Source organism: Longimonas halophila (assembly GCF_002554705.1).
Classification (GTDB): Bacteria; Bacteroidota; Rhodothermia; order Rhodothermales; family Salinibacteraceae; genus Longimonas; species Longimonas halophila.
Window position 1 is genome coordinate 68,295 of sequence record NZ_PDEP01000014.1, and the last position, 26,908, is coordinate 95,202.

General features: G+C 59.5%; 23 protein-coding genes and 1 pseudogene. 12 read left to right on the forward strand and 12 right to left on the reverse strand.

Features of this window, described 5'->3' with window-relative positions; translation table 11 throughout:
- Positions 1–12 precede the first annotated feature (12 nt).
- On the reverse strand, positions 13–1,785 hold the full coding sequence (locus CRI93_RS13120) for a hypothetical protein (RefSeq protein ID WP_141491714.1): 1,773 nt from the start codon (positions 1,783–1,785) through the stop codon (positions 13–15).
- A 413-nt stretch (positions 1,786–2,198) separates the two neighbouring features.
- On the reverse strand, positions 2,199–4,703 hold the full coding sequence (locus CRI93_RS13125) for a TonB-dependent receptor (protein WP_098063099.1): 2,505 nt from the start codon (positions 4,701–4,703) through the stop codon (positions 2,199–2,201).
- A 271-nt stretch (positions 4,704–4,974) separates the two neighbouring features.
- Between CRI93_RS13125 and CRI93_RS13130 the strand changes: the two genes are divergently transcribed.
- From CRI93_RS13130 to CRI93_RS13150, 6 genes and pseudogenes are all read left to right on the forward strand, one after another.
- Complete coding sequence (locus CRI93_RS13130; RefSeq protein ID WP_098063100.1) at positions 4,975–5,385, forward strand: DUF2237 family protein; 411 nt, start codon at positions 4,975–4,977, stop codon at positions 5,383–5,385.
- Between the two features lie 163 nt (positions 5,386–5,548).
- Positions 5,549–5,974 carry a helix-turn-helix domain-containing protein gene (locus tag CRI93_RS13135; RefSeq protein WP_098063101.1) on the forward strand — a complete coding sequence of 142 codons (426 nt, stop codon included), beginning with the start codon at positions 5,549–5,551 and terminating at the stop codon, positions 5,972–5,974.
- A gap of 435 nt (positions 5,975–6,409) precedes the next feature.
- Complete coding sequence (locus CRI93_RS13140) at positions 6,410–7,093, forward strand: hypothetical protein (RefSeq protein ID WP_098063102.1); 684 nt, start codon at positions 6,410–6,412, stop codon at positions 7,091–7,093.
- A 107-nt stretch (positions 7,094–7,200) separates the two neighbouring features.
- Positions 7,201–7,467 (forward strand): hypothetical protein, encoded by a 267-nt coding sequence (locus tag CRI93_RS15215; RefSeq protein ID WP_141491715.1) that lies wholly within the window; start codon positions 7,201–7,203, stop codon positions 7,465–7,467.
- Positions 7,468–7,481: 14 nt separating this feature from the next.
- Positions 7,482–7,880, forward strand: a complete 399-nt coding sequence (locus CRI93_RS13145) for a hypothetical protein (protein WP_098063103.1) — start codon at positions 7,482–7,484, stop codon at positions 7,878–7,880.
- Positions 7,881–7,963: 83 nt separating this feature from the next.
- A pseudogene (locus tag CRI93_RS13150) lies at positions 7,964–8,219 on the forward strand (IS982 family transposase); the annotation flags it as partial.
- A gap of 9 nt (positions 8,220–8,228) precedes the next feature.
- Here CRI93_RS13150 and proS read toward each other — a convergent pair.
- Positions 8,229–9,701: a proline--tRNA ligase gene (gene proS / locus CRI93_RS13155; protein WP_098063105.1), complete on the reverse strand. Its 1,473-nt coding sequence runs from the start codon at positions 9,699–9,701 to the stop codon at positions 8,229–8,231.
- Between the two features lie 364 nt (positions 9,702–10,065).
- Here proS and CRI93_RS13160 point away from each other — a divergent pair, with 364 nt between their 5' ends.
- Positions 10,066–11,559 carry a hypothetical protein gene (locus CRI93_RS13160; RefSeq protein ID WP_141491716.1) on the forward strand — a complete coding sequence of 498 codons (1,494 nt, stop codon included), beginning with the start codon at positions 10,066–10,068 and terminating at the stop codon, positions 11,557–11,559.
- 422 nt (positions 11,560–11,981) lie between these two features.
- Here CRI93_RS13160 and CRI93_RS13165 read toward each other — a convergent pair whose 3' ends face one another.
- Both CRI93_RS13165 and CRI93_RS13170 read right to left on the reverse strand, forming a co-directional pair.
- Positions 11,982–13,916: a hypothetical protein gene (locus CRI93_RS13165; RefSeq protein WP_141491717.1), complete on the reverse strand. Its 1,935-nt coding sequence runs from the start codon at positions 13,914–13,916 to the stop codon at positions 11,982–11,984.
- Positions 13,816–14,592 carry a M14 family zinc carboxypeptidase gene (locus CRI93_RS13170; protein WP_176521873.1) on the reverse strand — a complete coding sequence of 259 codons (777 nt, stop codon included), beginning with the start codon at positions 14,590–14,592 and terminating at the stop codon, positions 13,816–13,818. Before CRI93_RS13170 ends, CRI93_RS13165 begins: the two co-directional genes overlap by 101 nt.
- A 175-nt stretch (positions 14,593–14,767) precedes the next feature.
- On the opposite strand from CRI93_RS13170, the gene CRI93_RS13175 reads away from it, so the two are divergent.
- Positions 14,768–16,138: an NRAMP family divalent metal transporter gene (locus CRI93_RS13175; protein ID WP_098063123.1), complete on the forward strand. Its 1,371-nt coding sequence runs from the start codon at positions 14,768–14,770 to the stop codon at positions 16,136–16,138.
- 62 nt (positions 16,139–16,200) lie between these two features.
- On the opposite strand, the gene CRI93_RS13180 is transcribed toward CRI93_RS13175, so the two are convergent.
- Positions 16,201–16,500 carry a hypothetical protein gene (locus CRI93_RS13180; protein WP_098063108.1) on the reverse strand — a complete coding sequence of 100 codons (300 nt, stop codon included), beginning with the start codon at positions 16,498–16,500 and terminating at the stop codon, positions 16,201–16,203.
- A gap of 251 nt (positions 16,501–16,751) precedes the next feature.
- On the opposite strand from CRI93_RS13180, the gene CRI93_RS13185 reads away from it, so the two are divergent.
- Positions 16,752–16,961: a hypothetical protein gene (locus CRI93_RS13185; protein ID WP_098063109.1), complete on the forward strand. Its 210-nt coding sequence runs from the start codon at positions 16,752–16,754 to the stop codon at positions 16,959–16,961.
- A gap of 141 nt (positions 16,962–17,102) precedes the next feature.
- Here the strand turns inward: CRI93_RS13185 and rnc are convergent, their stop codons facing one another.
- Positions 17,103–17,810, reverse strand: coding sequence for a ribonuclease III (gene rnc / locus CRI93_RS13190; protein WP_098063110.1), 708 nt, complete (start codon positions 17,808–17,810; stop codon positions 17,103–17,105).
- A gap of 213 nt (positions 17,811–18,023) precedes the next feature.
- Here rnc and CRI93_RS13195 point away from each other — a divergent pair, with 213 nt between their 5' ends.
- Both CRI93_RS13195 and CRI93_RS13200 read left to right on the forward strand, forming a co-directional pair.
- Entirely contained in the window at positions 18,024–18,356 is a 333-nt protein-coding gene (locus CRI93_RS13195; RefSeq protein WP_098063111.1) for an ArsR/SmtB family transcription factor, read from the forward strand.
- Positions 18,357–18,373: 17 nt separating this feature from the next.
- On the forward strand, positions 18,374–18,808 hold the full coding sequence (locus CRI93_RS13200) for an arsenate reductase ArsC (protein WP_098063112.1): 435 nt from the start codon (positions 18,374–18,376) through the stop codon (positions 18,806–18,808).
- 293 nt (positions 18,809–19,101) lie between these two features.
- Here the strand turns inward: CRI93_RS13200 and CRI93_RS13205 are convergent, their stop codons facing one another.
- The 5 genes from CRI93_RS13205 to CRI93_RS13225 all read right to left on the reverse strand — a co-directional run bounded on the left by CRI93_RS13205 (position 19,102) and on the right by CRI93_RS13225 (position 24,643).
- Positions 19,102–20,118: an alpha/beta hydrolase gene (locus tag CRI93_RS13205; RefSeq protein WP_098063113.1), complete on the reverse strand. Its 1,017-nt coding sequence runs from the start codon at positions 20,116–20,118 to the stop codon at positions 19,102–19,104.
- A gap of 40 nt (positions 20,119–20,158) precedes the next feature.
- Complete coding sequence (locus tag CRI93_RS13210) at positions 20,159–21,004, reverse strand: type 1 glutamine amidotransferase (protein ID WP_098063114.1); 846 nt, start codon at positions 21,002–21,004, stop codon at positions 20,159–20,161.
- Positions 20,991–22,367: a hypothetical protein gene (locus CRI93_RS13215; RefSeq protein WP_098063115.1), complete on the reverse strand. Its 1,377-nt coding sequence runs from the start codon at positions 22,365–22,367 to the stop codon at positions 20,991–20,993. The genes CRI93_RS13210 and CRI93_RS13215 overlap by 14 nt, the downstream gene beginning before the upstream one ends.
- A gap of 64 nt (positions 22,368–22,431) precedes the next feature.
- A complete protein-coding gene (locus CRI93_RS13220) occupies positions 22,432–23,391 on the reverse strand; it encodes an ATP-grasp domain-containing protein (RefSeq protein ID WP_098063116.1) in 960 nt (319 codons plus the stop codon).
- 544 nt (positions 23,392–23,935) lie between these two features.
- Positions 23,936–24,643: an esterase family protein gene (locus CRI93_RS13225; RefSeq protein ID WP_098063117.1), complete on the reverse strand. Its 708-nt coding sequence runs from the start codon at positions 24,641–24,643 to the stop codon at positions 23,936–23,938.
- Between the two features lie 1,296 nt (positions 24,644–25,939).
- Here CRI93_RS13225 and CRI93_RS13230 point away from each other — a divergent pair.
- The gene (locus CRI93_RS13230) at positions 25,940–26,716 is read left to right on the forward strand and encodes a type IIL restriction-modification enzyme MmeI (protein WP_098063118.1); all 777 of its coding nucleotides are present in this window, start codon (positions 25,940–25,942) and stop codon (positions 26,714–26,716) included.
- Positions 26,717–26,908 lie beyond the last annotated feature (192 nt).

Consider the following 26,908-nt stretch of genomic DNA (forward strand, 5'->3'; position numbering starts at 1 on the left):
AACAGCATTCCGCTACGCGTACCGCTTCTCTGCCTCCACCGCCTCGCGAAGCTGCTCTGCGATCCAGTCGGCTTCTTGCTTGTTGTGAAGCCCATCGAGATGGGCCACGCGGTTTTTTGCTTCCGACATTTTTTCCTTCATTTTTCCAGTGGCCTCCTCGCCAAGAACCTGGCCCATCGTATCCATAACGCCCTTTGCGGTGCCACTATCGAGGCCATCTCCCGACGCCCGCTTCTGCACCGCAATCTCGTAGTTTGAGGAAGACTCATTCCCTGAGATAAGCACCTTGATGTCCTCGACCTCTGTAGCCGGAAAGCGTCCGCCTTGCCCGGCTCCGCCCTCTGTTTGGATGTCCACCTCACCATCTGAAACCGAGATAATGACTTCGCGATGCCAGGTTGACCAGGCAGCCCAAAGGCACACAATTCCGAAGAAGAGAAATATCGCTCCTCCTAAGAAATTAGCACCGAAGGCAAAGACACTTCCCACTGTCATGCCAATGCCAAACACAACGAGAAAAGCGAGCAGCCCAATACCTTTCAGGCTCCGATCGGGCTTCATGTGCACACGAATCCCTCGTCCGCCCAGGCGCTCTATAGAAATATTCTTGCTGATGGGCTCGGTGAGATTCGGCTCAACGACATACTCAGCGTATGGGTCGTCGGTCGTGGCTTCTGCTTCTCCGGAATCAACCTGAAGGGCCTCCTCATCACGCTCCAGATCCCACATCACCTTTTCGGACGGCTCAGATGCATCCTCTGCTTCATGCTCTTTCTGGAGCGATGCAGATGCGGTGCCATTGGTGGATGTGTTGTCGTCAGACTCGTACACAGGCACCTCAAAGCGTGATCTGTAGTCGATTCCCGGCAGCTCAGCTCGCACGGTAAGCACCCACATGAAATCCGATTTGCCGGTGCGAGCCAGATATTTCTTCGACCGCTTCATTGCAGTTGACTCGGGCATGTCATCGGGAACCTGAAACGACACAGGAATGAGGGCACCATCGGCATCGTACGACATGGGTCGCATCTGCTTTTCCCCACGCCACAGGAGCCGTTTCTTCTCTTTGGCTGTGCGCTTTTTGTTGTCTCCACTCCCGGTGGTTTCGTAGCGTGCCGACCGTCGATAGCACGACAGTTGCACTTGCGCCCCGTGTTCTGGCAATTCATCCCGGTCGATGCGCGCATGCACCTGTGCCAGGAACCGCTCGCCCAGCCGTCCGGGCATCGTTTCCAGCTCTGCTTCCGAGATGCCAAATCGCTGCCTCCGTCTGTAGGCTTTCACCATCTGTACGGCCATGAAAACCCCCGCCAGTGGGAAAATCAGCACGAAGAGCGCAGGCCATTCCGGCGTCTCCGCTGTAATGATAGCAGTCCATATGATCCATCCGGCCAGAGCACCACCGCCTCCCAGAAACACCGTCGTAAAAAACCCCCACGACTGTGAGTTTTCATGTGTAAGTGTAGATGATTGCCACGCCTCACGGGCCGTCCAGGGCTCCTCCATGTCCTCGATCTCTTCGTAGACCTTCTCCCTTCGGTAGTTGGTGACAGCCGTATATACGAATCCAACACCAATGAATAGCATGACGCCTGGAATAAACAGCGGACGGAATATATCCTCGGGCACTGAGCCGGTATTTATAATAGTGCTCAGGGGATCATACAGCATCACAACGGCTCCGATACATAACCCGACCCCGATAGCCCCAAACAGCCACGATTTGAGTGTGCGGAGGGTGCGTCGTATGCCTTCAGGAAGAAAGCGAGAGAGGATGCGGAGCATAACGGGTTAGCATGTAATTTGGGGGGCGATCTATCACACGTCCAGCAGCACGACACTGCGCTGAACCTGCTGTTTAAATACGCGCGATCTGGCCTTTCATGCGGACATGCTTCTACACACAAAAACATTGCATTTACCGCTGCTACGCGTGCCAACATCTGACAATGCTTTTCATACAGGCGTATCCCAACACGCATACTTTTGCACAGACGGTGCTACATGCTATGTCTTTCGCATCCTCTCAAAATGCCCCTCGCCGTCGTCGCACCCCCAACCCACGACGCCAGCCGCGTCGGCAGCCGAAGCGCTCGCCCAGTTCGCCCTCGCAGCCGCCCCGCGTACCCAACCCGAAGCGGCGCGAACCGAACACAACCCCAAGTCCGAAGCGGAGCCCACAGAACGGATGAGGTTGCCTAAAACGTGAGGCTGAGGCGCGCATTCACCGTGCGCGGTGTAAGGCGGTTCGGGACGCGCGTCCACTGGTTGTCGTTGTTCGGAATCCAGTTGAACGACACCGTGTTCGTCATGTCGAATACGTTCAGCAGCTCCATAGTCAGGTCCAGGTGGACGGGCGCGCGGTCATCGGATTCGAGCAGCGTAAGGCGCTTCGTAGCGCCTAAGTCCACACGGCGATAGGGCGTGATGCGCCCTGACATGCGCGGCCCCGGTATCTGCACGACCCGTCCGGTAGCTTCATCGCGCGGACCGGGCACAGGCGGTGTGTACGGCAGTCCGCTGCCAAAGAGCAAGCGCAGATGCGCCTTCCACGACTCATCACCCGGAATGGTGTCTTGCAGGAAGGCCGAGAACGTGTGGCGCTGATCGCTCGGGCGTGGCACTAAACCCTGGTTGAATCTATTCTGAAACTGCGGTTTGATGCGCTCACGCGCCACCATGAAGCTGTAGTTGAACCAGCTCTCCAGGCCCGGAACCAGTTCGCCGCGCAACTGCAGATCGAGACCGTACACGAAGCCTGTGGCATCGTTCTCGCCCGAGTACTGCACGCGAATGTCTTCGATTGAGTAGGAAATGACGTTCGTGAGGTGTTTGTAGTAGCCCTCGGCCCGCAGGTACAAGCGCTGTGTCGGCAAGAAGTACTCGCCGCCCAGCACAAACTGCATGGAGCGCTGCGAGTTGATGTCGCGGTTTAGGGATTCGTCAATGCCCTCCTCAGAATCAACTGCCCCGCGCAGCTCCCGATAGGTCGGGGCCTGGTGGTAGATACCCCAGGCTCCACTCAACGACAGATTTTCGCTGGCCTGAAACGTTGCCGACAGGCGCGGCGACACAGTCCATTCGTCGTTAAAGGAGTAGTAGTCGGTGCGTAGCCCGCCCGTCACCGAGAGGCGACCGCGTGTGGGCAGCACATCAATCGTGTTTTCGGCGTAGAAGCCGGCCTGCATCTCACTGAACTGCGCCGCATCCGACAGGCTATCGGCTACGATGCGGATATCCTCACGCTCGCCACTGTCGCGCTGCACCCGTGTGTTAATGATGGCGCGCTCGTCAATATCGTCGGTAAAGCGGAGGCCGCGCACATCCCAACCTGCTTCGAGCGCGTGGCGATCGAGTGCGAAGTTGTAGCGCCCACCGCCGGTGATGGTCTCCACATCAACAGCGTTGTTGGCGAAGTCGGTCTGCGTGGACGTGCCAATGCCAAAGTGCCCGGCCCCTGAGTTCGGATCGCCCGCCGGATCGACCTGAAACAGCTCTGAGTCGCCTGTAATCTCGAAGAACTCCGTCTCGCGCGTGCCGAAGTACGCAAGCTGGTGCTCCATGCGCAGCCGGTCGCTCAACCGGTTGTTGAGGCGCGTCCCCAGAAACTCGGTGGTATATCCGTCCTGGCGCGTGCCCTCAAAATCCACCCAGAGCGCCTGCAGGTTGGAGGGCACATCGGGGTCCAGGCTGATGATGCCGAAGTAGGTTTTCTGGTTGGTGGGATCGAGCTCGAACTCGTGGTCGGCGTAGATGCCGAGCGTTTCGATGGAATGCCCCTCAGCCAACTGGTACGTGAACATGCCCTGCACATCCGTGAAGACGGGGTCGTAGTCGCCTTTCAGATCTTGCGTACCAAAGAAGCGCCCCGGCTGGGCGCGGCGCACGCCTACGTTCCAGCTGAGGCGATCGTTGAGGGTGGCTCCACGAGCGTGCACGCTGGCGTCGAGCAGCGACACATCGGCACTACCACGCAGGGATTCATCGTCGACCTCGTGGTACTGCACATCGAGTGCCGAGGAGAGCTTGCCGCCATAGCGCACGGGAAAGCCGCCGGTGTACAGCGTCATGCTTTCGGCCATGGCCGGGTTGAGGAGGCCGAGTCCTTCTTGCTCGCCCTGGCGCGGACGAAACGGCATGAACACCTCGAATCCGTTCAGGAAAATCAGATTCTCGTTGTATCCGCCGCCGCGCACGGAGTACTGCTGTGAGAGTTCGGTGTTGGTGGCTACACCGGGCATTACTTTGAGCGCGCGGAATCCGTCTTTGAACGGCGTAGGCATGTCTTGCACCGTTTCGGGGTCGATGCGGTGCACACCTGCATCAGGCGCAATCTCGCCCTCTTCGACCACGACCTGGTCCATCTCCATCACATCTACGGGGAGGGCGGCGTTGAGCGTGACGGTGGTGTTGCCAGGGACCTGCACCGAATCGATGTGCGCCTCGTATCCCACCGCCGAAAAGCGAATGGCGTGGGTGCCCTCGGGGACACGCATGTCGTACGTGCCATTGGCCTGCGTGGCGGTACCAAAGTTGGTGCCGTTAATGACGACGGTGACGCCAGCAAGTGGTGCCTCCGTAGACGCATCAGTGACGGTGCCTGTGACGGTGCCCCACGTTTGCGCGTGTGCCGCCGGACTTGCCAGCAGTAGAATCAGCGCGCCCAGGCACGTCCACCGAATGTGTGTTGAATAATGTAGCATAGCAACCCGCAATAGAATCTGTCTGTACCAACAACAAGAGCGTAACGTTCAGATCAAGTAGCGGCGCGGGCTGGTGACGGTAAAGCACAGCTGCAGAGGAAAGCAGCCGGATCGTATAGGTATGCCTGTAACAAACAAGATGTGTGGGCAAACTGCAACCTAACGCAGTTCATACGAAACAACGCATTTAAGTAGGATGAGCGATGTGCTGGCATCTCCCCTTCCCGGCGCGCTTTCTGTTTGTGACAGTAGCCTAACGATCGACTTAAGTATGAGTTCATCAAAAGCAGTCGCCTCCAATGGTGCTGCCGAGCGCGCTACCAACGTACTGGGCACTCCCTTGCAGCCGTGCAGCCACAACCCCGAGACCGGGTTTTACCGCACCGGCTTTTGCACGACCGGCCCGGAAGACCGGGGCCGCCACGTGGTCTGTGCCCAGATGACCGCCGAGTTTCTGTCGTTTACGAAAGCACAGGGCAACGACCTAAGCACGCCGCGCCCCGCGTACGACTTTCCGGGGCTCACTCCGGGCGATCGGTGGTGCCTGTGTGCCGCCCGGTGGGAGGAAGCCCGACAGGCCGGGTGCGCGCCTCCGGTCGTGCTGGAGGCCACGCATCCCGCTGTACTTGAGGTGGTGGACCTGAACGTGCTGAAGACGCATGCAGTGGCAAACGCTGCGTAGCAGACGCTGTTCGTAGTGTTCTTTTTGGCTCAACTCATTGCTCGGTTACGCCTGTATTCGGTCAGCACAAACAGCTCACACACGTTATGATTGGGGCATAGATGTATCAGTGTCAATGCATTGCTTCACAACAAAAGCACCCAGTTCATGAAAAGGCACGATTATGTCTAATACTGATGAACGTTCATCGCCGCGCGAGATCATCAAAACAGAGAAAGCCGTTTATCTAAGCAAACTCTCGCCACCTGATCCAGACTGGCCGCCCGACGTGCGGGTGATGTACGATGAGCTTTTTGATCATCTGTTTGACATGGGGCTGAAGATCAGTGATGTCAAGGAGCGCTTTGGAATCGGCAATAACAATGTTTCTTGCCGCTTCGGTCACTTCATAGGTTGCCCCCCGAAGGAGTTTGTGTTGCACCATCGATTTAGACTGGCCGAGCAATTACTTGTCGATTACGAGCATCTGACCGTAACGCAGATAGCGTTTGCGGTAGGATACGAGACTCCAAACGCATTTTCGATGACATTTAGGCGACGATTTGGATGTCCCCCAACGACTTATCGAACGCAGGCAAGAAAGAAATGAAGAGGGTGTTGAAGAAGGAGTTGATGCTTACCATCCGAGGGAGTTATACGCTCTGTATGAGTGTTCTGACAACAAGACTAATTTAGTTATGGAAAAAGCAAGCACATTCTGGACATCCTTCTGCATAGCCATTGCGGGAGTGCTACTGGTCGGATTCAGTTTGTCTCCGGTGGCAACCTCACCTATTTCTGAATCCTCAGCGTCCACATTGGCAGTGGATGACGATTGTGGAGATCAGCAAATCGAAGAAATAACTTATGGGAAAAGGGCTAGTTTTCTGGGGTGCTTTGGATCGGACTCCAAGTGCAAGGTGACATGTGAGTAGTAGTTAAAGCATCGTCGATGATCTCTACACAGGGGCGGCTTGGTCTGCACTTTCGGCTGTATTTTGAGTGAGTACAGATCAGGCCGCTCCATCTACAATTCAATTTGGGTATGGCCAAGAAAGTATTCCTACTTGTTTTTCTATGTTGTGGTTTTTTCTTAAACGGGGTGTATGCTCAGAACTTTAGTATTCAGTTTGAAGAGCAGTATCGTCTTGAGAAGGATCTGGCCAATCCATCAGATTTCTACGTGACGGATCGTGACCATGCGGTCGTTATCGATGAACTTCGCGCAGCGTGTGCACTGGCTTTCATCGACCTGAGAACTGGCACGCCCCAAAACTGTCATGCGATAGGAAGCGGTCCGGGTGAGATTGCCGCTCAAGGTCGGAAGGTTGTGGCCATGCGGTCAGATAGCTCGATATGGGTCTCCGATACGCGAGGAGCCAAAGTCTATACATCCGATCTCAGCTACCAGTTTGATGTCCGGGGACCCAGTGTAACCGCTCCTCTGAGCGATACACTGGCTGGTCAGTATCTATTCGAGTTGGGGAACAGACTTGTACGTCTGTATCAATTAGAAAGCGAACGAGAAGTTGAAGCCAGCCCCCTCGAAACCATATCGATCGAGGAAAGGGCAGCCCTGGAACCGTTGCGAGATAATTTTATGCTGCGGCAAGGCCCTGTATTAGTTGATGACTCATCTTGGTTTATTGGATTTGATTTTTCAAGTTATATTATTCAATTAGATTCTGACGGGATTGAATACGTTGTTCATGCCCCCCCCCCAATATAGATTTTCCAGACTATGACTATGCGGCCAATGACGGCTATACTGCTCCTGATGCAAGTGAATACCCGACAGGAACGGTAGATCTTGACACCGACGACACGTACTTGTACGTGCTTCATCACGGCCGAACCTTCGACGCAAGTCCGTTCAGGCAACTTGTTGATATTGTTCGAGGACGCATTGAAGCAGCGATTGAAGAGTGGGAAATGACCGATCGGCTACTCGTCTATGAGAAAGCCACGGGGGATTTTATGGGTGAGGTGACTTTGCCTGTGCGTGCACGCGCTATCGAAGTGACCGAGGAAGCGGTCTATATCTTGAGTATTGACGGCATGCCACCGAGTATTATCAAGTATGAAAAAAGTATAGTAAACTAAACTGCATTAGTGCTATGAAAAATACTAACATCGTTTTTCAGTCGTCGAAGATATTTGTCACGGCTGTGACGTTTATTTCATTGCTTCGAGAGCTGCCGATCTCGAATGACTTTCTGTGGATATCAACTGGAATGAGTCCTATTCTCCACACTAATTCGACAGTCAGTTGGATACTCCTCGGAGTTGAGATGATCTTTATTGCAGGATTGTGGACCGACATGGCGAACCGGTTCACTGGTATCTTGGCCTATTGTATAGCAGGAGTTGGAATTCTATCGGCAAGCCTTATCGTTTTTCTGTCGCACGTTTCTTCCTGCGCATTACTTCCGGCAGGAGTGTTACCAGAGATGCTCCTTGCACAGAAATTGCTTTTTGCTGGAGCTGTCGTCATTGCCGTTAGGACTCGTCGTTGAGCTTTCGGCTTTGCAAAGCTCACGGAGGACATCAGTAATTCAAACCACTTCGTGTCAACCCCGCACGCCTCGCGCGCAGATGATCAAAGGAGCAGAACCTGGAGATCCTCACCCCGATCAGAAGGCAAAGGGGCAAACGCGCCTCGCGGCGGCCGATCGGCTCTACTCAGAGCTCGTCAGCCGCATCCGCCAGCCGATCGAGTCGCTCTTCGGCTGGATTGAAGAAAAAACCGGCATTCAGGCCGCCTCGAAGGTCCGGGCGACCCGGGGCGGGGGCTGATGGTGCATGTGTTTGGACGCTTCGTCGCCGCGATGCTCCTGCTCGCCTTCAACTCCTAATTCGCATACTTAATACGCCTTCGCAAAAAGCACGCGTCCCTCAGAATGCTCACCGGTCAGCATGTCTTCGCCGGGCTCATCGTCGCGGTCGAACGGAATGCAGCGGATGGTGGCGCCTGTTTCGTCCTGGATGCGCGCCTCGGTTGCTTCGGTGCCGTCCCAGTGCGCCTTCACGAAGCCACCCTCGTTTTCGATGACGTCCTTGAATGCGTCGTAGGAGTCGACGGTGGTGGTGTGGGCCTCGCGCCGCTCCAGCGCCTGCTGAAAGAGCCCGTCCTGAATGTCGGTTAGGGTATCTTGGATGCGTGCAACGAGTCCATCTTGCGGAACGATGTTCTTCTCGCGGGTGTCGCGCCGCGCCAGCTCCACGTTGTCGTTTTCGATGTCGCGTGGGCCAATGCCAATGCGCAAAGGTACGCCCTGCAGCTCGTACTCGTTGAACTTCCAGCCTGGCTTCTGATTGTCGTCAGCGTCGAGCTTCACGCGAATGTCGGCGTCGTCCAGCTCTTGTTGGATGCGCTGGGCCTCTTCCAAGACCTGCGTGCGCTGCTCATCGTTGAAGTAGATGGGCACAATGACGACCTGGTCGCGGGCGAGCTTGGGCGGGAGCACAAGCCCCTGGTCGTCAGAGTGCGTCATGATGAGCGCGCCAATCAGCCGTGTCGACACGCCCCATGAGGTGGCCCACACGTACTGCTCCTCGTTATTTTCGTCGGTGTAGGTGCAGTCGAATGCCTTGGCGAAGTTCTGCCCCAGGAAGTGGCTGGTGCCCGCTTGCAGCGCCTTGCCGTCTTGCATCAGCGCCTCAATGCAGAGCGTATCGACGGCTCCGGCAAAGCGCTCGCTGGCGGTTTTGCGTCCGCGTACCACCGGAATCGCCATGTAGTCTTCGGCGAAGGTGGCATAGACATCGAGCATACGCTCGGCTTCTTCGACCGCTTCTTCTTTGGAGGCATGGGCGGTGTGCCCTTCTTGCCAGAGGAACTCCATGGTGCGCAGGAACAGCCGCGTGCGCATCTCCCAGCGCACCACATTGGCCCACTGGTTGTAAAGCAGCGGCAGGTCGCGATACGACTGGATCCAGTCGGCGTAGGTGTTCCAGATGATGGTTTCGGAGGTGGGCCGCACAATGAGATTCTCCTCCAGCTTCGACTCGGGGTCGGGGATCAATTCATCCTCTTCGTTCAGCGTGAGGCGCGAGTGCGTGACCACCGCGCACTCTTTCGCAAATCCCTCAACGTGCTCGGCCTCGCGCGCCAGAAAGCGCTCTGGGATGAACAGCGGGAAATAAAAGTTCTCGTGGCCCGTTGCTTTGAAGAGGCCATCGAGGGTCTCTTTCATGCGCTCCCACAGCGCATATCCGTTGGGGCGGATCACCATGCATCCACGCACGGGCGAATAGTCGGCCAGTTTGGCCTTACGAACAACATCAATGTACCACTGGGAATAGTCGGACTCGCGAGAGGTTACGGCGTCGGCCATGGAAGGAAGAAAGCAAAAAGCACAGAGGGATGACGAACAGCAATCTACCGCCACGCAAGGCCCAACCGCCGTGCTGCATTCATATGCTGCGGGTGGCGGATGGCACGTTTGGAACCCTATGTTACGTTAAGGCTCTGGCGGGCGGCTACGCAACAAAAGAATAGAGTATTGGTCTAACATACTGTGAACGACCGACAGAAGCAGGCGCTGGCGCGTTATTTCGCGCAATGTTTAGCCAGCGCCCCGTCGCTCGGATCGTTACCACCTGCTGCATAATACTGGGGGATCTGCTATGATAACGCAACGCTGCACATTACGCTTTCAAACTTCGCTGCTAACCGGCGCGCTGTTGATGGTGACCCTCATGCTTACGGGTTGCTACACGCAGTTGGAAACAGCCGACCGCGAGCGTACCACCACGCAGACGCGTGAGTCCTACCGTACGCCTAACTACGCGCCCGATGTGAACCGTAGCCTTACCACGCGCGAGCTGCTCGACTGGGCCGACCAGCTGGAGCGTGATCGCGAGGTGGGGCGCATCTCCGAGGACGCATACTGGGACCAGGTTGCTGCCATACGGGCCGAAGACCCGTTCTTCTATGAAGCCTACTACGGCGATGCGCTGAGTAGCCCGCGATTTGCGTCGTACGGGCATCACAATTACTACGGTCCGCCCTCGTGGGCTGTAAGCAGCTATCGCTACAATAGCCGCTTCTACGATCCCTACCGTGACCCATTCTACTACGACGCCTTCTACGGATCGGGGACCTCGTTCTATTTCTCTATCGGATTCGGACGGTCTTACCACCGACCGTACTACCGGCGTTCATTCCATCGCTCGCCCTTCTACCCAGGCGGAGCCACGTACTACGGCGGTATCCATAACCACTACTATGGACACGGGTCGTCGTATTACACGGGATACACGCCGCTTCGCACGTCGCGGCGCGTGTACACCCCGCGCACGGCAGCAGGACGCGGCGTCTCTCGTAGTGCTCGCACGACCACACGGTCGGCCACACCGCGCACTGTACGCTCGGATGCCAACACGTCGACGCGCACCAGCCGCACGGCTACACCACGAGGACGCGAAGCCACAACCACCCGATCGAGCGGACGCACAGAAACCAGCCGAGGCACCGAGCGCGGTCGTACCAGCCGCAGTACCGGACGCACCTCGCGTGATAGCAACGGGCGCACCTCGCGCGATCGGAAAAACCCACGCACGGAGCGTTCCTCGGGGCGCAGCACGGAGCGGAGCACCGGACGAAGTACGGAACGCCGTACCGAGCGCCCGTCTTCTGGGAACGACCGCACCGATCGTGGTAGCCGCTCCTCACGCGAAGATACTACAGAGCGCAGCCGCGACCGCGCCCAAGACGGCACCAGCCGTTCGGTGCGTCGGGTTGAGCGCACCACACCGCGCCCTATCCTAACGCCGCGCGTGAGAACTTCCCCATCGAGCGAATCCCGTCGCGCTACAACGCGCGATAGCAACCGTGAAGCAGCAGTGGACCGGGCGCGAGAGCGGGCGCGTGCACGGATCATTGTTCCGTCGGACCAGCTGCGCCAGCCCCCAGAGCGTCGCACTGAGACGCGGGAACGCACACGAACACACGACTGGCCGCGCTCTCGAACGCACTCCCCGCGCAACACGCGCACTCGCACGCCCGATCGTGCTCGCAACCGCGCTCCGCGTGACAGACGTACGCGTTCCACCCGCGACCGCAGTCGGAATGAACGCACCCGTAGCCGCCGCGAATCCTCGCGCACGGAGCGGTCGTCAGGACGTGCTCGTAGCGAACGGTCCTCGGACCGCTCTTCCTCGCGTAAGTCGGATCGCGACAGAGACGAATAACACAGCGGCTCTTCTTCCAACTAAGCCGTCGTAAAGCACCATTATAGCATTTTCCCGAAGCGGCCTGCTTACATGCAGGCCGCTTCTGCATTTGGGGCTCTGTCAACACAAAAAGGCCCAGTCCCCCACCAGAGACTGGGCCCACAAGCAGAAGTGGGGCTTATGTGATATGCACCCTTGTGACACGCCCCGCCGACAATCATAACCTCCTATCTTTTTTCGTTACATTAGATGCCTTGGCTCGGCCCCATACCAGCTTCAGAGCCTCTGAGCACGGGTTGTGCTATGGATTCAGACGGCGCCGAGCTTCCCAGCGACTTGTCATCCCGGACCATCCCAACTCCCGTCGGGAGCAGATCCGGAGCCGAGCGGCCTCATCCAATCTGCCTCGGCTCCTCGGAGTGGTACGATATACCTCAAGATTACGGGGCCTGCGGTCCTACGAGCACGGCATTTAGGAACAGACGGTTGCCGCTGCGAAAGTAGCCGCGATAGTTCAGGTCTTCGGCAAACGCAATGACGCGTCCGCTGCCCACGCGTTCTTCGTAGGCAAAGACGGCCCCGGGCACGCGCGCCTCCGACTCGCTCCACATGTGGCCGCTGTACGTGAAGTCGCCTCCGGTGGCATAGCGAATACCGGCTCGCTGGCTTGGGTTGGGGGGCCCTTCAGGCGGCAGATAGAGGCGCTCTGAATCCACCAGTCCATGAAAGCCGTCGGGCACCCCGGCGGTTAGCCAGTGGTTGCGATCGATGTCGGTGGCGACCATGGCGCCCGGCACGCTCACGCGCAGGCTGTCGGCGTGCTCCTCGTCGTCGTACCACGAGCGCAGAGTGATCAGCTCCAGGTCGCGCGCTACGTCGGTGCCCGAACCGAGCGTGACGAGCGTGCCGCCGTCTTGCACCCACTGGACAAGGCGTTCCAGTCCGGCCTCGCCTGCTTCGCGCTGCACCGCCTCGGTGCCGTAGGTTTCGGGCATCACGATGGTGTCGTATTCGTCCAGGTTGGCACTGCCTAACGAGCGGGTGCGCAGGACCGATGCATCCACATCGTACTGACGGTCGAGCGTAAACCAGGCCCATCCAAACGAATACGCCTGGATGCCTTCTTCAGCGAGCAGCCCCACCGAGGGCGTGTCGAGGTAGATGACCTGCCCCGACCCGAGCGACGGACGGTCGCCGGTGGCCAGGCCGGTGCCCACCGCATCCACCTGCAAACCGTACTGCTCGGCTACGGCGCGCACATCGTCGTGCACGCTCGCCCCGGACTGCCCGGCGTACACGATGCCGGTGCCCGAGGTGTAGTCATCGCCATTTACGCGCGTGCCTTCTTGCAGCATCGCCACGCGGTGGCCGCGCTCTTTCAGGTGAAGGAGCGCCGGAAGCCCTGCAGTCTGCGTGCCATCGATGAGGTAGGCATAGCTGGCTTCGCCGCCGTTGATGACGGACTCAGGGGCTGCAGATGCCGTGACGCGCTCGGCATTGAGTCCGCTGTCGTCGGGGGTGCTGTAGCCCTCGATGCCAAAGAGCATCGGCAATGACCACGCGGTGATGTCGTAGAAGCGCGGGTTTTCGCCCCGGTCTACGCGGGCGCGGGCTTCCTCCAAAAAGTCCTGCGGTACGGGTACGTTGGGCTCCAGTAGCGCACGGATGAGCCGATTGCGGGGCTGCGCAGCATCGACCACGTAGGCGCCTGCCTCGAACGAGCGCGACCCGACCGACGCACCCGTGCGGTCTTGCACATTGCTCAGTTGGGCGGATTCGGTGAGCCGATCCACTTCGATGCCGTTGCGACGCAACAAGTCAACCGCCTCGGCCAGCAAATGCGGGTCGCCCGATTCGTCGGTCAGCACGTAGCGCTGGATGCCATCTTCGCCATCGGCAATCGCCTCGCGGTGGGCTTGCACGTACTCGGTGAGGAGCGTTTCGCGCTCGCTCGCGGTATGCTCAAGGGCTGCGGTGAATGCGGTATACGGATTTTGCATTGCATCCTCCAGCGTACGCACGGTGCCGTCCGGTCGCGTAAGGGCCAGTCCGCGGCTGCTGCCCTGCTCGTAAAGCATGCCCACGGCGCCCTGGTAACTCATGTACGAGGTGGTGTAGCCGGGGTAGAAGTAGTTGTAGCGCTCGCGCGTCATGTAGTCGGTGCCCAGCGTGTCGAGCGAGGCCGCGTGGGCGTTCCCAAACGACTCAAACCAGCGCGACGCGAACTCCGGAAAGAACGGCCCCACCGGACCGGTTGGCGGATCGACATAAAACTCAACATCGGAGCCCATCTCGTGGCTGTCGATTCCGGCTTGCGGGCGCCAGGCTTGCAGCACAGGCACGCGGGCTTGCGTCTCTTTGTGCGTATGGGGCAAACCAGTCGCGGTTGATGTCGAAGTAGTAGTGGCTCGTGCGGTACTTCAGCGCCTCCCACGCGGTAAAGTCGTTGGCCCAGTCCTGATTGTCGGGATTCGCCTCCGCGCCCATGGTCTCATGGTTGTGATACGCAAACGCGTCGCGTCCGTCTGGATTCAGCATCGGGTCGATGATCACGACCGTGTTCTCCAGAATGGTCTGCGTGACGGCGTCGTCTTGCATGGCGAGGCGCTCCAGCATCTTGAGTGCGGCTTCGGATCCCGACAGCTCAAACCCGTGGATCGACCCGCCAAACCAGAACACTGCAGGCTGATCTGCGATGATCGACTCAGCCTCCGCATCCGACAGCTCGCGCGGATCGCCGAGGGCCTGCGCGTTGGCCTGAATCTCGTCGAGGCGCGCATGGTTGGCAGGCGCCGTTACAATCGCATGCATGAGCGGGCGCCCTTCCCACGAGGTGCCGCTCTGCTCCACAATCACGCGGTCGGAGGCAGCGGCCACCGCTTCCAGGTAGTCTTGCATTTGGTAAGCCTGCGTCACGCGCTCGCCAAACGCATGGCCGGTGACCGATTCAAACGAAGGCACCTGTGCCTGCACGGGAGCAGGTCCGGCCCAGAGTACGGCAACGACAAGCGACGCCGCGAAATATGTAACGAAACGAGTGGCAACACGCATAAGCAGAACAAGGGCATCAAGAAAGACAAGGGGCGGACTGCACAGCATAGCGAATCCGCCCGACGGGCGCAAAAACTGATGCCTTGAACAATGTAACGGATTCGATTGGCATGGCGCTACACATCTTTTATATTGGGGATGCGCTGTGTTCTCTTGCATCGGATTGCTGCTTGCCATGCCCACCGGTTCCGCCTCTCGCTTTCGTGCTATTTTGAACGCGCTGGGTCCAGGCCTCATCATGGCCGGAGCCGCAATCGGGGTGTCGCACCTGGTGCAGTCCACACGAGCAGGAGCCGAGTACGGATACATTGCAGCCGTGCTCATTGCAGCGGCGTGCCTGTTTAAGTACCCGTTTCTGGAGTACGGCCCGCGCTATGCCGCCGCCACCGGCGAGAGTCTGCTCGACGGCTACCGGCGCCTGGGCCCCTGGGCCACCGGCGTGTTCGCGCTCATCACCGTAGGCACCATGTTCATCGTGCTCGCCAGCGTCACCGCGGTTACGGCGGGACTCATGGGCTGGCTCGTGGGCACGACGCCCAACCTGGCGCTGTGGAGCGGCGTGGTGCTGGGCCTGTGCATCCTCATCTTGATGTGGGGGCGTTATCAACTCCTCGACCGTGCCATGAAAGTCATCATGGCCCTGCTGGCCGTGTCAACCCTGGTAGCGGCTGTTGCTGCGCTGGTGGGGCCTGCCCCCGAAATGGTAGAGACACCTGCCGGGCCGAGCGCGCTGCTCACGACCTCGGGCATCGCCTTCTCGCTGGCGCTCATGGGCTGGATGCCCGTGCCCATCGACATGGCCGCGTGGCACTCGCTGTGGACGCTGGAGCGCGAGCGCGACACCGGCACTCGTCTGGCCCTGCGCGACGTGCAGGCGGACTTCGCCATTGGCTATGCGCTCTCGCTTTTCATGGCGCTGGCATTTCTGGTGCTGGGCACCGCCATCATGTACGGCACGGGCACCGAGTTCGGCAGTGGCGCCGTCGCCTTTGCCACGCAGGTGGTGGACCTCTACACGACTACGCTTGGGGCCTGGGCGGGCACGCTCGTGGGCATCGCGGCGCTGACCACGATGCTCAGCACCACGTTAGCGGTAACGGATGCGTATGGGCGCCTCGTGGCGTGGTTTACCGCCTACCTACAGGGCACGCCGCTGGCTGCGCGCAGTCTGGCTCGTGCGCCCGAAGCCGTTGCTGCCGGGGCAGAAATCGCGCCCCGCCCCGAACATGCTCCCGCATCCGGTACTGCATCCGATGCCGGAGGCGATGTGGAGGCGTTGCAGCGCTACTACCGGCTGGGACTCTTCATCACACCCATCGGCGCGTGGGCGATCCTGGCCGTGCTCGTAAGCAGCCTCACCGCCCTGGTTGATGTGGCCACCACGCTCGCATTCCTGGCCGGGCCCGTCCTGGGTGCTATGAACTACTACCTCGTCTGCAGCGACCACATGCCCGAGCACGCACAGCCGTCTGCCGGCATGCGTATGCTTTCGTGGGCCGGACTCGTCTTTCTCGTGGCGTTCTGCGTAGCGTACGTAGTGGTGTGAGTGCGGTGCGAAATGAATGGTGACAGGACACCAAGAACACCACCGGCTCGGAGAGCGGCTGCTCACGAGTAGACCGCGTCCTGCTCACACGGCCCGTGTCCGGTGACTTCCCACACGCCCATCGCCAGCCAGCTTTGGAATTCGTGGCGCGGCCAGGCCTTGTAGCGAATGGCAGGCGGATAGGCGACCGTGGACCCGTCTTCAGACAGCCACTCAAAGCAGATATGCGTAGAGGTCTCAAATAAGACGCCGAGCAGACAGCCCTTGCCTTCTACAAAATACTTATACGTTCCCTCACCGGGGCACGAGCACGGCTGAAATCCCTCGGGCGCCGCTTTTACGAAGGCCTCTAACGTGGACATAGGCGTTACAGCAGATTCACTTGCTTATTTAGACAGCTTCTAATCTAACAGGGACGCACCAGATCGCCAAGATATTGGCGTGAAGTTCGATGTAAATTGTATCCGCTTCGTTTTCGGCCTCCATTACGATCAAACCAATTTAGACCGCCTCTAAATCGCACTTGCTTCGGATCTACTGCGTTTCTCTACTGTTTCTGCGATTGATCTTTACATAACGCGTTCCTTCTGAATTCCGCTATGAGGTGAGTCTTATGACAAACGAAATCCAATCTCAATGCACCGCCTGCGCGCATCTGAATCGCACGGCCGATAGCCAAACCTGCGAAGCCTTTCCTGAAGGCATCCCCGAGGAAATCTTGACCAACCAGCACGATCATCACAGGCCCTACCCTGGCGACCAGAGCGTGCGGTTTGAGCTCGCGCCCATCCCAGAAGCCAAGCGCGAAGCGGTAGCGTCGTAACCAAAGCCTCGCGCTGTACAACACCCATATCAAAGCCGACGCGTCTTCTTCCAGACGTGTCGGCTTTTGTTGTTGGGCAGGGTATGTTGGCCCGTCTTGGCGCGAATCTTTTCGGTACCGCTGGATACATCAGAGCGGCAACTACCCGTGCATTTGCTTAAGTGCTTCGTGCGCAGCCTGCTGCTCCGCTTTTTTCTTGGATCCAGCGCGGCCCTGGCCCAGCGAGGTCCCGTCTACGTCTACCTCGACTACAAATGTGGAGTCGTGGTCGGGGCCGGTGCGGTCCTTCAGAATGTACGTAGGCAGCGGACGGCCCGCAGCTTGCAGGCGTTCTTGCAGGAGGCTCTTGTAGTTGCGGTTTCGATGCACAAGCGTCTCTAAATCAGCAGGATCGAGCAAGTAGCGGCGCGCAAACTGCGCAGCGGCATCATGGCCACGATCCAGGTAGAGGGCGCCCGTGAAGGCTTCAAAGGCATCCGAGAGAATGCTCGGTTTTTTGCGTCCGCCGTTGCGCTCGGCATTGGGACTGAGGCGTAGGTACCGGCCCAGGTCGCAGCGGCGGGCCGCATTGGCCAGGGGCGTCTCACTCACCAGGCGCGCTCGCATGCGCGAGAGGAACCCCTCGTTCTCCTCCGGGAAGTGCTCGTAGAGTTCTACGGCAACGAGCAAGTCCAGAAACGCATCGCCGATGTACTCCAGCCGCTCGTTCGAGTGCTCTGCGTCGATGCCGGGGTCGCGCAGGCACGACCGGTGCGTGAGTGCACGGTGATACAGGGTGAGATCGTCGACTGCCGACCCGGTAAGTGGGGCCAGCGTCGACGCGGAGGGCAGGGCAGCAGGGTTGGACATCGGTAGGCGCGGCAAGTGAGAAAAACACGACGGGCAGCCAGCCTGGCACAGATGCTTCAATGCATCGCCCAACGCGTTGTGCCTGTACGCGTACGGCCGGATGCAGGAGCAGGCGGTAGCCCGCAATAGCTGTCGCAACGCCCAAACCAGGAACCTGACCCGCGCATCCCTCTATCGTTTTATAACGATTATATCAACACGCCCACGTTCTACATGCGCACGAAAGCAAACCACTTCGCCACCGATCTGAACAAGCTGGCCACGCAGGCCAAGGCGCTCTCGCACCCGGCGCGCTTGCAGATTCTGCAGGTGATTGCCCAGAAGGAGCGCTGCATCTGCGGCGAGATCGTGGACGATGTGCCGCTGGCGCAGTCCACGGTGTCGCAGCACTTGAAGGTGCTGAAGGAGGCGGGTCTCATTCAGGGCACGATCGACGGCCCGAGCGTGTGCTACTGCCTGGATCCTGTCGCGCTGCGGCTGCTGCGTGAGCGCTTCGATACGTTTTGGGGCGACCTGATCGACGAATCGTCTGCTACGACCTGTTAACCTGACCCAGATCTGCTATGGCAAAGCCGTCTGTGCTTTTCATCTGTACCCACAACTCCGCGCGCTCACAGATGGCCCAGGGGCTGCTGCGCGATCGCTACGGCGACACGTACGACGTCTACAGCGCCGGGACCGAACAAACGCATGTGCGTCCGCTCGCGATTCAAGCGATGCACGACGTTGGCATCGACATTTCGGGACACACCTCGAAGACGATTGACGATGTGGCGGAGGGCCGCACGTTCGACTATGTGGTGACGGTGTGCAACGCGGCGCGCGAGAACTGCCCGTACCTGCCCGCGACCCAGCAGAACATGCATCAGTCGTTCGATGACCCCTCATCTGCCACCGGCTCTGAAGCGGAGCAGCTCGCTGTCTTCCGCCGCGTGCGCGATGAGATCGGGGATTGGATTGAAGCGACCTTTGCGCCGGAGAAGAAATCGGCGGCGTGAGGGGGGTGGTACGTTAAGGCATCAGGAGGACGGGGCAGAGCCCCTAAACAAGTGCGTCGCACGGCGGAGCCATGCGACGAGGTGCCTGTGGTAGTGGATAGACGTTACGTGATCATTCTCTGATAAAAACTTCCCTGGGGCGAACGGTCCCCCGTTCGCCCTTGACAGCCCCGCCGGAGACGTCCGCGCCAGTCGGCGCTCCCAGTCCCGGGCTACAAGTCGCTAAACACGTACGAGCCTCGCGACGAGGGGGGGTGGGAGTTAGGTTAGAATTATAGGCGTTATCCGCCGCGCTACTCCCCAGCGGCGGCCTGCGCGCTTGCGTGCTGCAAGTCGCCCACGGCCTCGCGCAGAAACCGCACGACGAAGCGATCGGCCCAGTGCCAGGTGTGGGCGGCCTTGGGGTGCAACACCGGATCGGTTGCGTCGAACCCGAGCGGGAAGTCGTTCTTGCGAAGGCGTTTCATGAGGAAGCGCGCGCGGTGCAGGTTGCCCTCGTTGCCATCGTTGGGGGCGCAGGCTATCCAGTACGTCGTGCGGCGCATCTCCTGAAGCGTCGACGGCGCGGCGGCGTCGAGCATGTCGGTCGGATTCCACCGCTGCATGGCGTCTTGATTGCGCGGCTTTCCGAGCGAGGGGTCAAAAATCGGGGCCTGCCCCCAGATGCGGTCGGTGCAGGCGGTGGCGGAGTTGGTGCGTTTCTTTTTGGTCGCGTCGGTGCGCGGATCGCGGTGTCCGGGCCACATAAAGAGGCCGTCGTACATCGCAGCATGGGCAAAGTAGCCGGGACGCGCCATCGTGAGGAGATGCACGGTGTATCCCCCGAGCGAAAATCCGGCTGTCAGGCGCGGGCTGTTGGCGAGATGCGGATAGTCGGCATCCACGGTTGGAAGCAGCTCCTCGGTCAGGTACGTCCAGAACTGCCCGCTGCCCAGTCCCTGCATGGGGCGCTTCCATTCCCCAACCATGTTGATGCCGAGCGAGGGCACGTGGTTGTTGGCGCTGTTCAGTCCGGGCATCACGACGAGCATGGGCGGCAGCAGCCCCTTCTCCACACAGGCGTCGATGTCCTGAATGGCGGTGGAGCGGGTGCGGGCGTCGTCTTCCTGCATGTTGACCCACTCGCGCTCGTGGCCGCGAAAAGCATAGAGTACGGGCGCTGCCTTGGCCTCCGCCAGACCGGGCGATTCGTAGACGTAGTAGGGTTTGGAGATGCCAAGCGCCTGGGAGCGCAGCCGCCGCATTCGGAGGCGTCCGTGCAGGCGGTCTTCGTGCCACGACAGGATGCGAGATGGGGGGACGATAGGCATGGAGGGGGGCGTTCAGGAAGAAAAAGGCGGGGCGACAGCGCTATACGGCTGCTACTGGATGCGTAGCGGCTACGGCACGGCGCAAAAACGTGGGAATGATGGTTTCGTAGGCAGGCGTCAGGTACTGTTGGTCATCCAGCCGGTCGATGAGGCGCTGGTACCGCGCCTCGGAAAACGCACTGACGACCTTGTCGCGCTGCTTCGGGCGTCGGAAGTGGACCAGCATGCCTTGGGGATCGGCTTCGGGGTGAAACTGCACGCCGATCATCTCTGGGGACAGGCGCACGCCCATGAGAGCGCGCTCATATGGATACTCGGGGTACGGCTGCTCACGAGCCAGCAGCGTAGCACCCAACTGGGCCACGCGCTCGTGATCGGGCTGCACGACCTGCCACCGCCGGAAATCAGCCGCGTAGAATGGGTCGGGCAATCCTTGAAAGAGCGGCTCTTCGGATCCCCCTGACAGCCGGTGCACCTCAAAAATGCCGAATGACTGTGCGGGGCGTTCGGTGACCTCCCCAACACCGAAGTGGCGGCACAACAGTTGGAACGAGTGGCAGATAAACAGCGCGTGTTTTTTGGGCGCTGCCGTCATGTTGTGATGGTAGAGCCCATCCAGCCAGTCGAAGTAGGCCGCCTCCCACGGCTGGTCGAGCCCATCCCACGGACTGCCCGGCCCGCCGGTAGAGATGTACGCGTCGTAGTCCAGCCCCGGCACCTCGGCATGCTGGCGCACATCGAAGATGTCGTACGTGATGGGTGCAGACACCGAGGGGGCCGCCACGCCCTCCAGAAAGTCGCGAATGCAGCGCATGCCCTGGTTGGGCTCGCCGTTATAAAGGTCAAGCACCGCCACCCGCAGGGGCCGTGCGTCAGGAGTTTGCATGATACGTGTTGCGTAGAATGAACATAGGAAGTGTGCCGCCGCCCGCGGTTACGTTGGCCAGATCGGAGCCTGAGATTCGGGTCAGGCATCCGCCCATAAGCGGACCGTTGATGTACGGGTCCAAATCGATAATCGATGGCACCTGCTCCCAGCCATTATCGGTCTGCATGAGGAACGGCTCGCGGTGGATGTCGACCGTCTCTTGAATGACGTGCCCCGCCTCGACGCCCTCCTCGATGGCTGCGTCCCATTCCGACGGCGTGGAGGCAAACCCGAGCGTTACGCCCGACCCACCGTACGCGTCGTTGGGCTTGATCACAAAGTAGCGCTGGTTCTGGCGCGCAAAGTCGAGCAAGTCAATCGTCAGCCCGCGAAACTCCGTGGTGCGCGGGCGCAGCCGACGCGTCCACGGAATGTGCTGCTGGATAGCCTGGCGCTGTGGAGCCTCCAGCACCTTGGTGTACTGCTCATCGGTCAGGAAGGAGAAAATCGCCTTCTTGTGGACAAGCTTGGCCCGAAAGGTGTTGAGGTAGCAGGTCTTCTGCGCGCGGTAGCCCTCCAGATACGGCTGGCAGTCGTCCCGAATCTCGTAGAACTCGTTCATCAGGAGGCGGCGATACAAGATGTCAATCTTCGTGCCATTCGCGTAGATCCAGCCATTGCGGCAGTCTAATTCACGCGGATCAATCACCACGCAGCCATAGCCGAGCCGCTGCAGGTACGTCTTGATCAGATCAAATTCGTGGGTGGTAGGCACGTCTTCGAGCCGATCGACGATCGCAAAGGTGGGTTGCAGCTCCTGGCCGCCAAACTCATCGTGGTAGATGCGCAGGAACGCCTGCATGGCGTGCTGGAGGGGCGACACGAAGCGCACCGGAAACTGCTCAGTAAACGTCTGGAAGAGCGGCAGGTCCTGATAGATCTTGGCGAGCTCGTTCACGTACGCCATGCCCGCCGGACTCTCGCCGTTGAACTCGACGAATTTGAACGAGCGCTCGGTCAGGAATGCGTCGAGGCGGGCGTTGGCGGCCAGGTGGATGACGCGGGTGGGGATGGCTGCGAGCTCAATCTCCCACGGCTCCATGCCCAGCTCCTCGCGCAGCAGCGTTTCGTCGTTAAAGAAGACCGACGCAATGCGGAGGATGGCCTGCCGAATCAGGTAGACGGTGTCCTGCACATCGGCATACATCGCCTCCGTAAGGAACGTAGGACGCAGGCTATGCGCCATGGGGCGCCCGCCAAACAGCGCGCGGCGCTCGTGCTGCTGCGTGCGCAACTGCTCCAGCTGGTTTTCCGCAGCGGTCAGGTCGTTTGCGATGAGCGCGTGGTAGTGGTCGATGGCGGGCTGTAGGTGCTGCCGCATGGGAAAAGGGCGCAACAGGAAGGGGCAACGGACGGGGACGCAAGGCGGGCGCTACAATCAGGAACTATGACGCAGACACGCCCGGATAGAGCGCGCCCTGCGTCGAAAACTGCTGGGGCGGACGATCGTCGAGCGCTTTCTCGACCGCGAACTCGGCCATCGCGTCGACCATCCAGGCGAAGTTTTCGGGGCCTACGGAGTGGTAGTCGGCATCGGGGGCCGGATTCATGAAGTCAATGGCATACGGCACGCCGTCTCGCACGGCCAGCTCAACGGTGTTCATGTCGTAGCCGAGCGTGCGGCAGATGGCCAGCACGTCGCGCTCCAGCTTCTCACGGAGATCCGCTTCAATCGGCCCCGATGACACCGCCGAGTACCGCTCATGCATGGGCACCGACGGGTTGTACCGCATGATGTGCGCCTTCTTCTGCCCGATCCCGTAGCACCGGAAGTACGACTCAAACTCGATGCCCTCCTGGAGCATCATGCAGTCGACCCCCGACTGGTTGTATGCCTCGTGGAATTCGTCGGGCGTGGTCACCCGCGTTACATCGCGCCACCCGCCGCCGTCGAACGGCTTCAGAAATGCGGGAAAGCCGATGTACGCAAAGACATCGTCCCAGTTGATGGGATGCTCCAGGTTGCGGAAGCTCTTGGCCGAGGTGTGCGGCGGACGCTCTTTGTGCGGCAGAATGACGCTACGCGGCACGGCCACGCCGACCGATTCGGCAATGACGTTGTCGATGAACTTATCGTCGGCGCTCCACCAGAACGGGTTGTTGATGATGTACGTCCCTTTCAGCGCCGCCCACTTCAGATACGAGCGATAGAACGGCACCTCGTGCGAGATGCGGTCGATGATGACGTCGTACTTAGGCTCCACATCCATCCGGACGGCCCCAACCTCGACGAACGAGGCTTCCACGTTCTGGTCGCCGTATGTTTCGTTGATGAACGGAATCAGTGCATCTGGAAAGGTCGTCTCCTCTCCGCGAAGAATGCCGATATGATGAGTTCTGCTCATTATAGCTGGTACAATCGGTTCAAAAGATGATGCGGGCTGGCAAGCGATGTTACAGACGGTGCTTCAACGTGGTATTGCTGCTGGTGCCAGGGATAATTTGTCAGGTTGCGTGTGAGTATGGGATCTCTCCCTCTAAATCTCCCTCCTCTGAAGGGGACTTCATGAGAGCGTCCTATGGTTCCTTCCTCCCTGGGAAGGAAGGGCAGGATGGCGGAAAAACACGCATATGAACCCAATTATTCAGGATTGACACTACTGCTTTGTCACACGTCAATCTTGGGGTAGCAACGTATCCCCCTCAGACGCTGTCATCTTGAGCGGATACCGACAGCCGTCGGTAGGAGTCGAAAGATCTCCCCCAAAGTAGACAAGTTCCCTCTGTTTTGTCGTATCTGCTGAACGCCAAGGAGATGGTTCGACTCTTGGCTCCTTCGTCGCCTTCCGCTCACCATGACAAGCTTCGTTGGGAATGATTGCAGGACAAACATCAAAATGAGGATTGACACAGCATTGAATATATTGCAACCTGGGGAGGCCGCGTGCGCTACACGTGGCGCCGGATCTGATCCTGCCACCACGGCCAATCGTGGCCAAACCCGTCGGCACGCTCGTAATAGTGGCCAATGCCTTTCGAATCCAGTATGTGGCTCATGGAGTCGTTGGCACCGCGACACGGGTCGTGCTCGCCTGCGGTCAGGATAAGGTGCGTATCCCGAATGGCGTCGAGCGTGCCCCAGTCCTCCAGATTCGGCAGGTAGTCCACCGGGTTGCTAAAATACACATTCTCATCATAAAAACCATCCATAAACGACCGGATGTCGAATGCGCCGCTCATGGCGATCAGTTTTCCGAACGACCAGGGCTGCTTCCACACCAGGTTGGCGGCGTGGTAAGCGCCAAAGCTGGCTCCGGCTGCGATCACAAAGTCGGAGGTCGCCCGGTCGTAGATGAAGGGCAGCACCTCTTGCAGTATGTACTGCTCGTACTGCTGATGCCGCTTGATGCGCACGTACGGATCGACGCCCCGATTGTAGAGGCTCTCGCCATCCACCGCGTCGACGCAGAAGAGCTGATTCTGCCCGTGGTGCAGCTGGTGACCCAGCGCATCCACCATGCCAAAGTCGCGCCACTCGTAGAAGCGCCCCATGCTCGACGGAAACGCCAGAATGGGCGTGCCGGCGTGCCCGTACACCATGATCTCCATGGTTCGCTCCAGGCGGGGGCTCCACCAGTGCACGTAGTCAGTATGCATAAATAGTCAGTCGTCGGATCAAAATTTTAGAGCAGGTTCTTCGCATGGATGCAGGCGACGTTCCATATCGTACCTTCCAGCGCGAAAATTTCTATTTGCGGGTGGGGCTCGCCCGACGTGCTGGTTCGTTTCTTCCGTGAGCAGGTCCAGCGGTCCATGGTTTTCGTTCTGAGGCGCTTCTGGAGATGTCTGCCCTGAAGCAGCGATGAGCCCACTGTTCACGTTCCTTCTCCCGTGGGGAAAGCATCTGTGTAGCGACCTGCTGTCTCGAATGCCAACCGTTCGGCATGAGTGTCAAGAATGCTCCGTATCCACCCCGCAGAACCTGTTTGGGTTTTGGTTTGACGGCGAGAGCAAGCGCCGGTGGAGCGAAACGAGAACCACGATAGAGGTTCGTAGCCGGGGCTACGGGCCGATATCGGGGCTCGTTGCACCAGAGGCATGACCTTCGGCCCCAGCCCAGCGGAGCCGCTCGCAGCGCCCTGACCGTAGGGAAGAAGTACTCCTGGGGTGCCCAAAATAAAAAATCAGGCAGCGGTTCAATGATAAGTGATTGTCATGTAGGCTACATCATCGTAGTCTGTCCCAACCCCCTCTGTCTGCCGACATCTCCCCCTTGGAAAAGGGGGAGAAACCCGAAGGGAGAGGGGGTTCGAACAAAACGAGGGTTCGGTGTCCCTTAGCTTTATCACTTAGCGTCTACCCACTACCAAAAATCAAAACAGGTTCTCAGCTGCTCACGCGACAGCTCCCCTCTCCAGGGGAGCGGCTTAGGGTGACGCGCTTCCCCCTGTCTTCCCCTACGCTAAACACGCACCTCCCGGGAGGAGAGAGACACAGTTGCATGGCTTGGTCACAGTTCGGGCATGTCGTTTTTTTTGGATGCCAAGGGAAATGCCCCCGAAGCCGCTTGCGCACAGGTCCATGGCAGGGATATCCATGCATTGGACCTCCCCACCCGCTGCAAGATACCACATATTCGCGTGCAATGCGAAGTCCATGTCGCGGGATATGTTCGTGCCTCAACGTGTACATCATTGTGAGCACCGCGCCGGAGCCATAGCACAGAAAAAACATCGCCGGAGACGCTCGTGCTCAAGCCGCGACGAGCCCACTGTTCACGTTCCTTCTCCCCAGGGGAGAGGGAGACTCAGACTACATGGGTTGGTCACAACACGGTGCATGTCGTTTTTTGGGACGCCAGGGGAAATGCCCGGCCCCACCGCGGGCGAACTCCTGCTGCTCGATCGAATAGGAGAATTATCCACTCCTTCGCTGCCTGTCACCTCTTTTGGTATGGACATCTCCCAATTCATCGAGCGCTGGTCCGCCTCCGGCGGCTCCGAGCGGGCCAACTACCAGCTCTTCCTGAGCGAGCTGTGCGATGTGCTGGAGGTCCCGCGCCCCGACCCCGCATCCGACAACACGCGCACCAACGACTATGTGTTCGAGCGGCGCGTGCAATACGCCCACGACGCCAGCCGCTCGCACGGCTTCATCGACCTGTACAAGCGCGGCTGCTTTGTGTGCGAAGCCAAGCAGGGCAGCGACGCCCCCACGCCCACCGAGGCCGAGCAGCTGGGCGTGCGCGAGCCCATCCGCAAGCTGGGCACCGCCCGCCGCGGCACCCGCCACTGGGAGCAGGCCATGAAACGGGCCAAAAACCAGGCCTCCCGCTACGCCAAGGGCCTGCCCGACCGCGACGGCTGGCCGCCGTTTCTGCTGGCGGTAGACGTGGGCCACTGCATCGATGTCTACTCCGACTTCGCCCGGCAGGGCAAAAACTACGTCCCGTTTCCGGATCAGCAGCGCTACCGCATCCACCTGCAGGATCTGGCCGACCCCGACATTCAGGAGCGGCTGCGGCGCATATTTACCGAGCCGCTCACGCTCGATCCCACGCGCCGCGCCACCGAAGTCACCGTGAACCTGGCGCAGAACCTGGCGCAGGTCGCCGCCTCGCTCGAAGCCGATGGCTACGCCGCCGACCGCGTCTCCGGCTTCCTGATGCGCTGCCTCTTTACCATGTTCGCCGAAGACGTGGGGCTCTTCATGGTACATGACAAAAGTTGAGTGTCTCTTCAAACGCGAATGATTGCCTACCCATAGGATATTATCCATAGGGCAGATGAGCCGTCGGTCGTTGAAGCAGGCTCAAACAGCGGAAGAGGGCGGCGTCTTGCCGCTCGGGGGTCGTCAGTATCTGTTGCAACCCATCTAACCCGTACCGGAACAGGCTCTTCGCGCGGCGCTCGTGCGCCTTTT

Excerpts from the sequence above, each read along its gene's own strand:
- CRI93_RS13205 (WP_098063113.1), bottom strand. The coding sequence starts at position 20,118 with ATGCCTATCGTCCCCCCATCTCGCATCCTGTCGTGGCACGAAGACCGC.
- proS (WP_098063105.1), bottom strand. The coding sequence starts at position 9,701 with ATGGCCGACGCCGTAACCTCTCGCGAGTCCGACTATTCCCAGTGGTAC.
- CRI93_RS13145 (WP_098063103.1), top strand. The coding sequence starts at position 7,482 with ATGAAAAATACTAACATCGTTTTTCAGTCGTCGAAGATATTTGTCACG.
- CRI93_RS13200 (WP_098063112.1), top strand. The coding sequence starts at position 18,374 with ATGGCAAAGCCGTCTGTGCTTTTCATCTGTACCCACAACTCCGCGCGC.
- CRI93_RS13160 (WP_141491716.1), top strand. The coding sequence starts at position 10,066 with ATGCTTACGGGTTGCTACACGCAGTTGGAAACAGCCGACCGCGAGCGT.
- CRI93_RS13225 (WP_098063117.1), bottom strand. The coding sequence starts at position 24,643 with ATGCATACTGACTACGTGCACTGGTGGAGCCCCCGCCTGGAGCGAACC.
- rnc (WP_098063110.1), bottom strand. The coding sequence starts at position 17,810 with ATGTCCAACCCTGCTGCCCTGCCCTCCGCGTCGACGCTGGCCCCACTT.
- CRI93_RS13185 (WP_098063109.1), top strand. The coding sequence starts at position 16,752 with ATGACAAACGAAATCCAATCTCAATGCACCGCCTGCGCGCATCTGAAT.
- CRI93_RS13135 (WP_098063101.1), top strand. The coding sequence starts at position 5,549 with ATGTCTAATACTGATGAACGTTCATCGCCGCGCGAGATCATCAAAACA.
- CRI93_RS13130 (WP_098063100.1), top strand. The coding sequence starts at position 4,975 with ATGAGTTCATCAAAAGCAGTCGCCTCCAATGGTGCTGCCGAGCGCGCT.
- CRI93_RS13220 (WP_098063116.1), bottom strand. The coding sequence starts at position 23,391 with ATGAGCAGAACTCATCATATCGGCATTCTTCGCGGAGAGGAGACGACC.
- CRI93_RS13195 (WP_098063111.1), top strand. The coding sequence starts at position 18,024 with ATGCGCACGAAAGCAAACCACTTCGCCACCGATCTGAACAAGCTGGCC.
- CRI93_RS13140 (WP_098063102.1), top strand. The coding sequence starts at position 6,410 with ATGGCCAAGAAAGTATTCCTACTTGTTTTTCTATGTTGTGGTTTTTTC.
- CRI93_RS13180 (WP_098063108.1), bottom strand. The coding sequence starts at position 16,500 with ATGTCCACGTTAGAGGCCTTCGTAAAAGCGGCGCCCGAGGGATTTCAG.
- CRI93_RS13215 (WP_098063115.1), bottom strand. The coding sequence starts at position 22,367 with ATGCGGCAGCACCTACAGCCCGCCATCGACCACTACCACGCGCTCATC.
- CRI93_RS13230 (WP_098063118.1), top strand. The coding sequence starts at position 25,940 with ATGGACATCTCCCAATTCATCGAGCGCTGGTCCGCCTCCGGCGGCTCC.
- CRI93_RS13170 (WP_176521873.1), bottom strand. The coding sequence starts at position 14,592 with ATGCGTGTTGCCACTCGTTTCGTTACATATTTCGCGGCGTCGCTTGTC.
- CRI93_RS13210 (WP_098063114.1), bottom strand. The coding sequence starts at position 21,004 with ATGCAAACTCCTGACGCACGGCCCCTGCGGGTGGCGGTGCTTGACCTT.
- CRI93_RS13125 (WP_098063099.1), bottom strand. The coding sequence starts at position 4,703 with ATGCTACATTATTCAACACACATTCGGTGGACGTGCCTGGGCGCGCTG.
- CRI93_RS13175 (WP_098063123.1), top strand. The coding sequence starts at position 14,768 with ATGCCCACCGGTTCCGCCTCTCGCTTTCGTGCTATTTTGAACGCGCTG.
- CRI93_RS13120 (WP_141491714.1), bottom strand. The coding sequence starts at position 1,785 with ATGCTCCGCATCCTCTCTCGCTTTCTTCCTGAAGGCATACGACGCACC.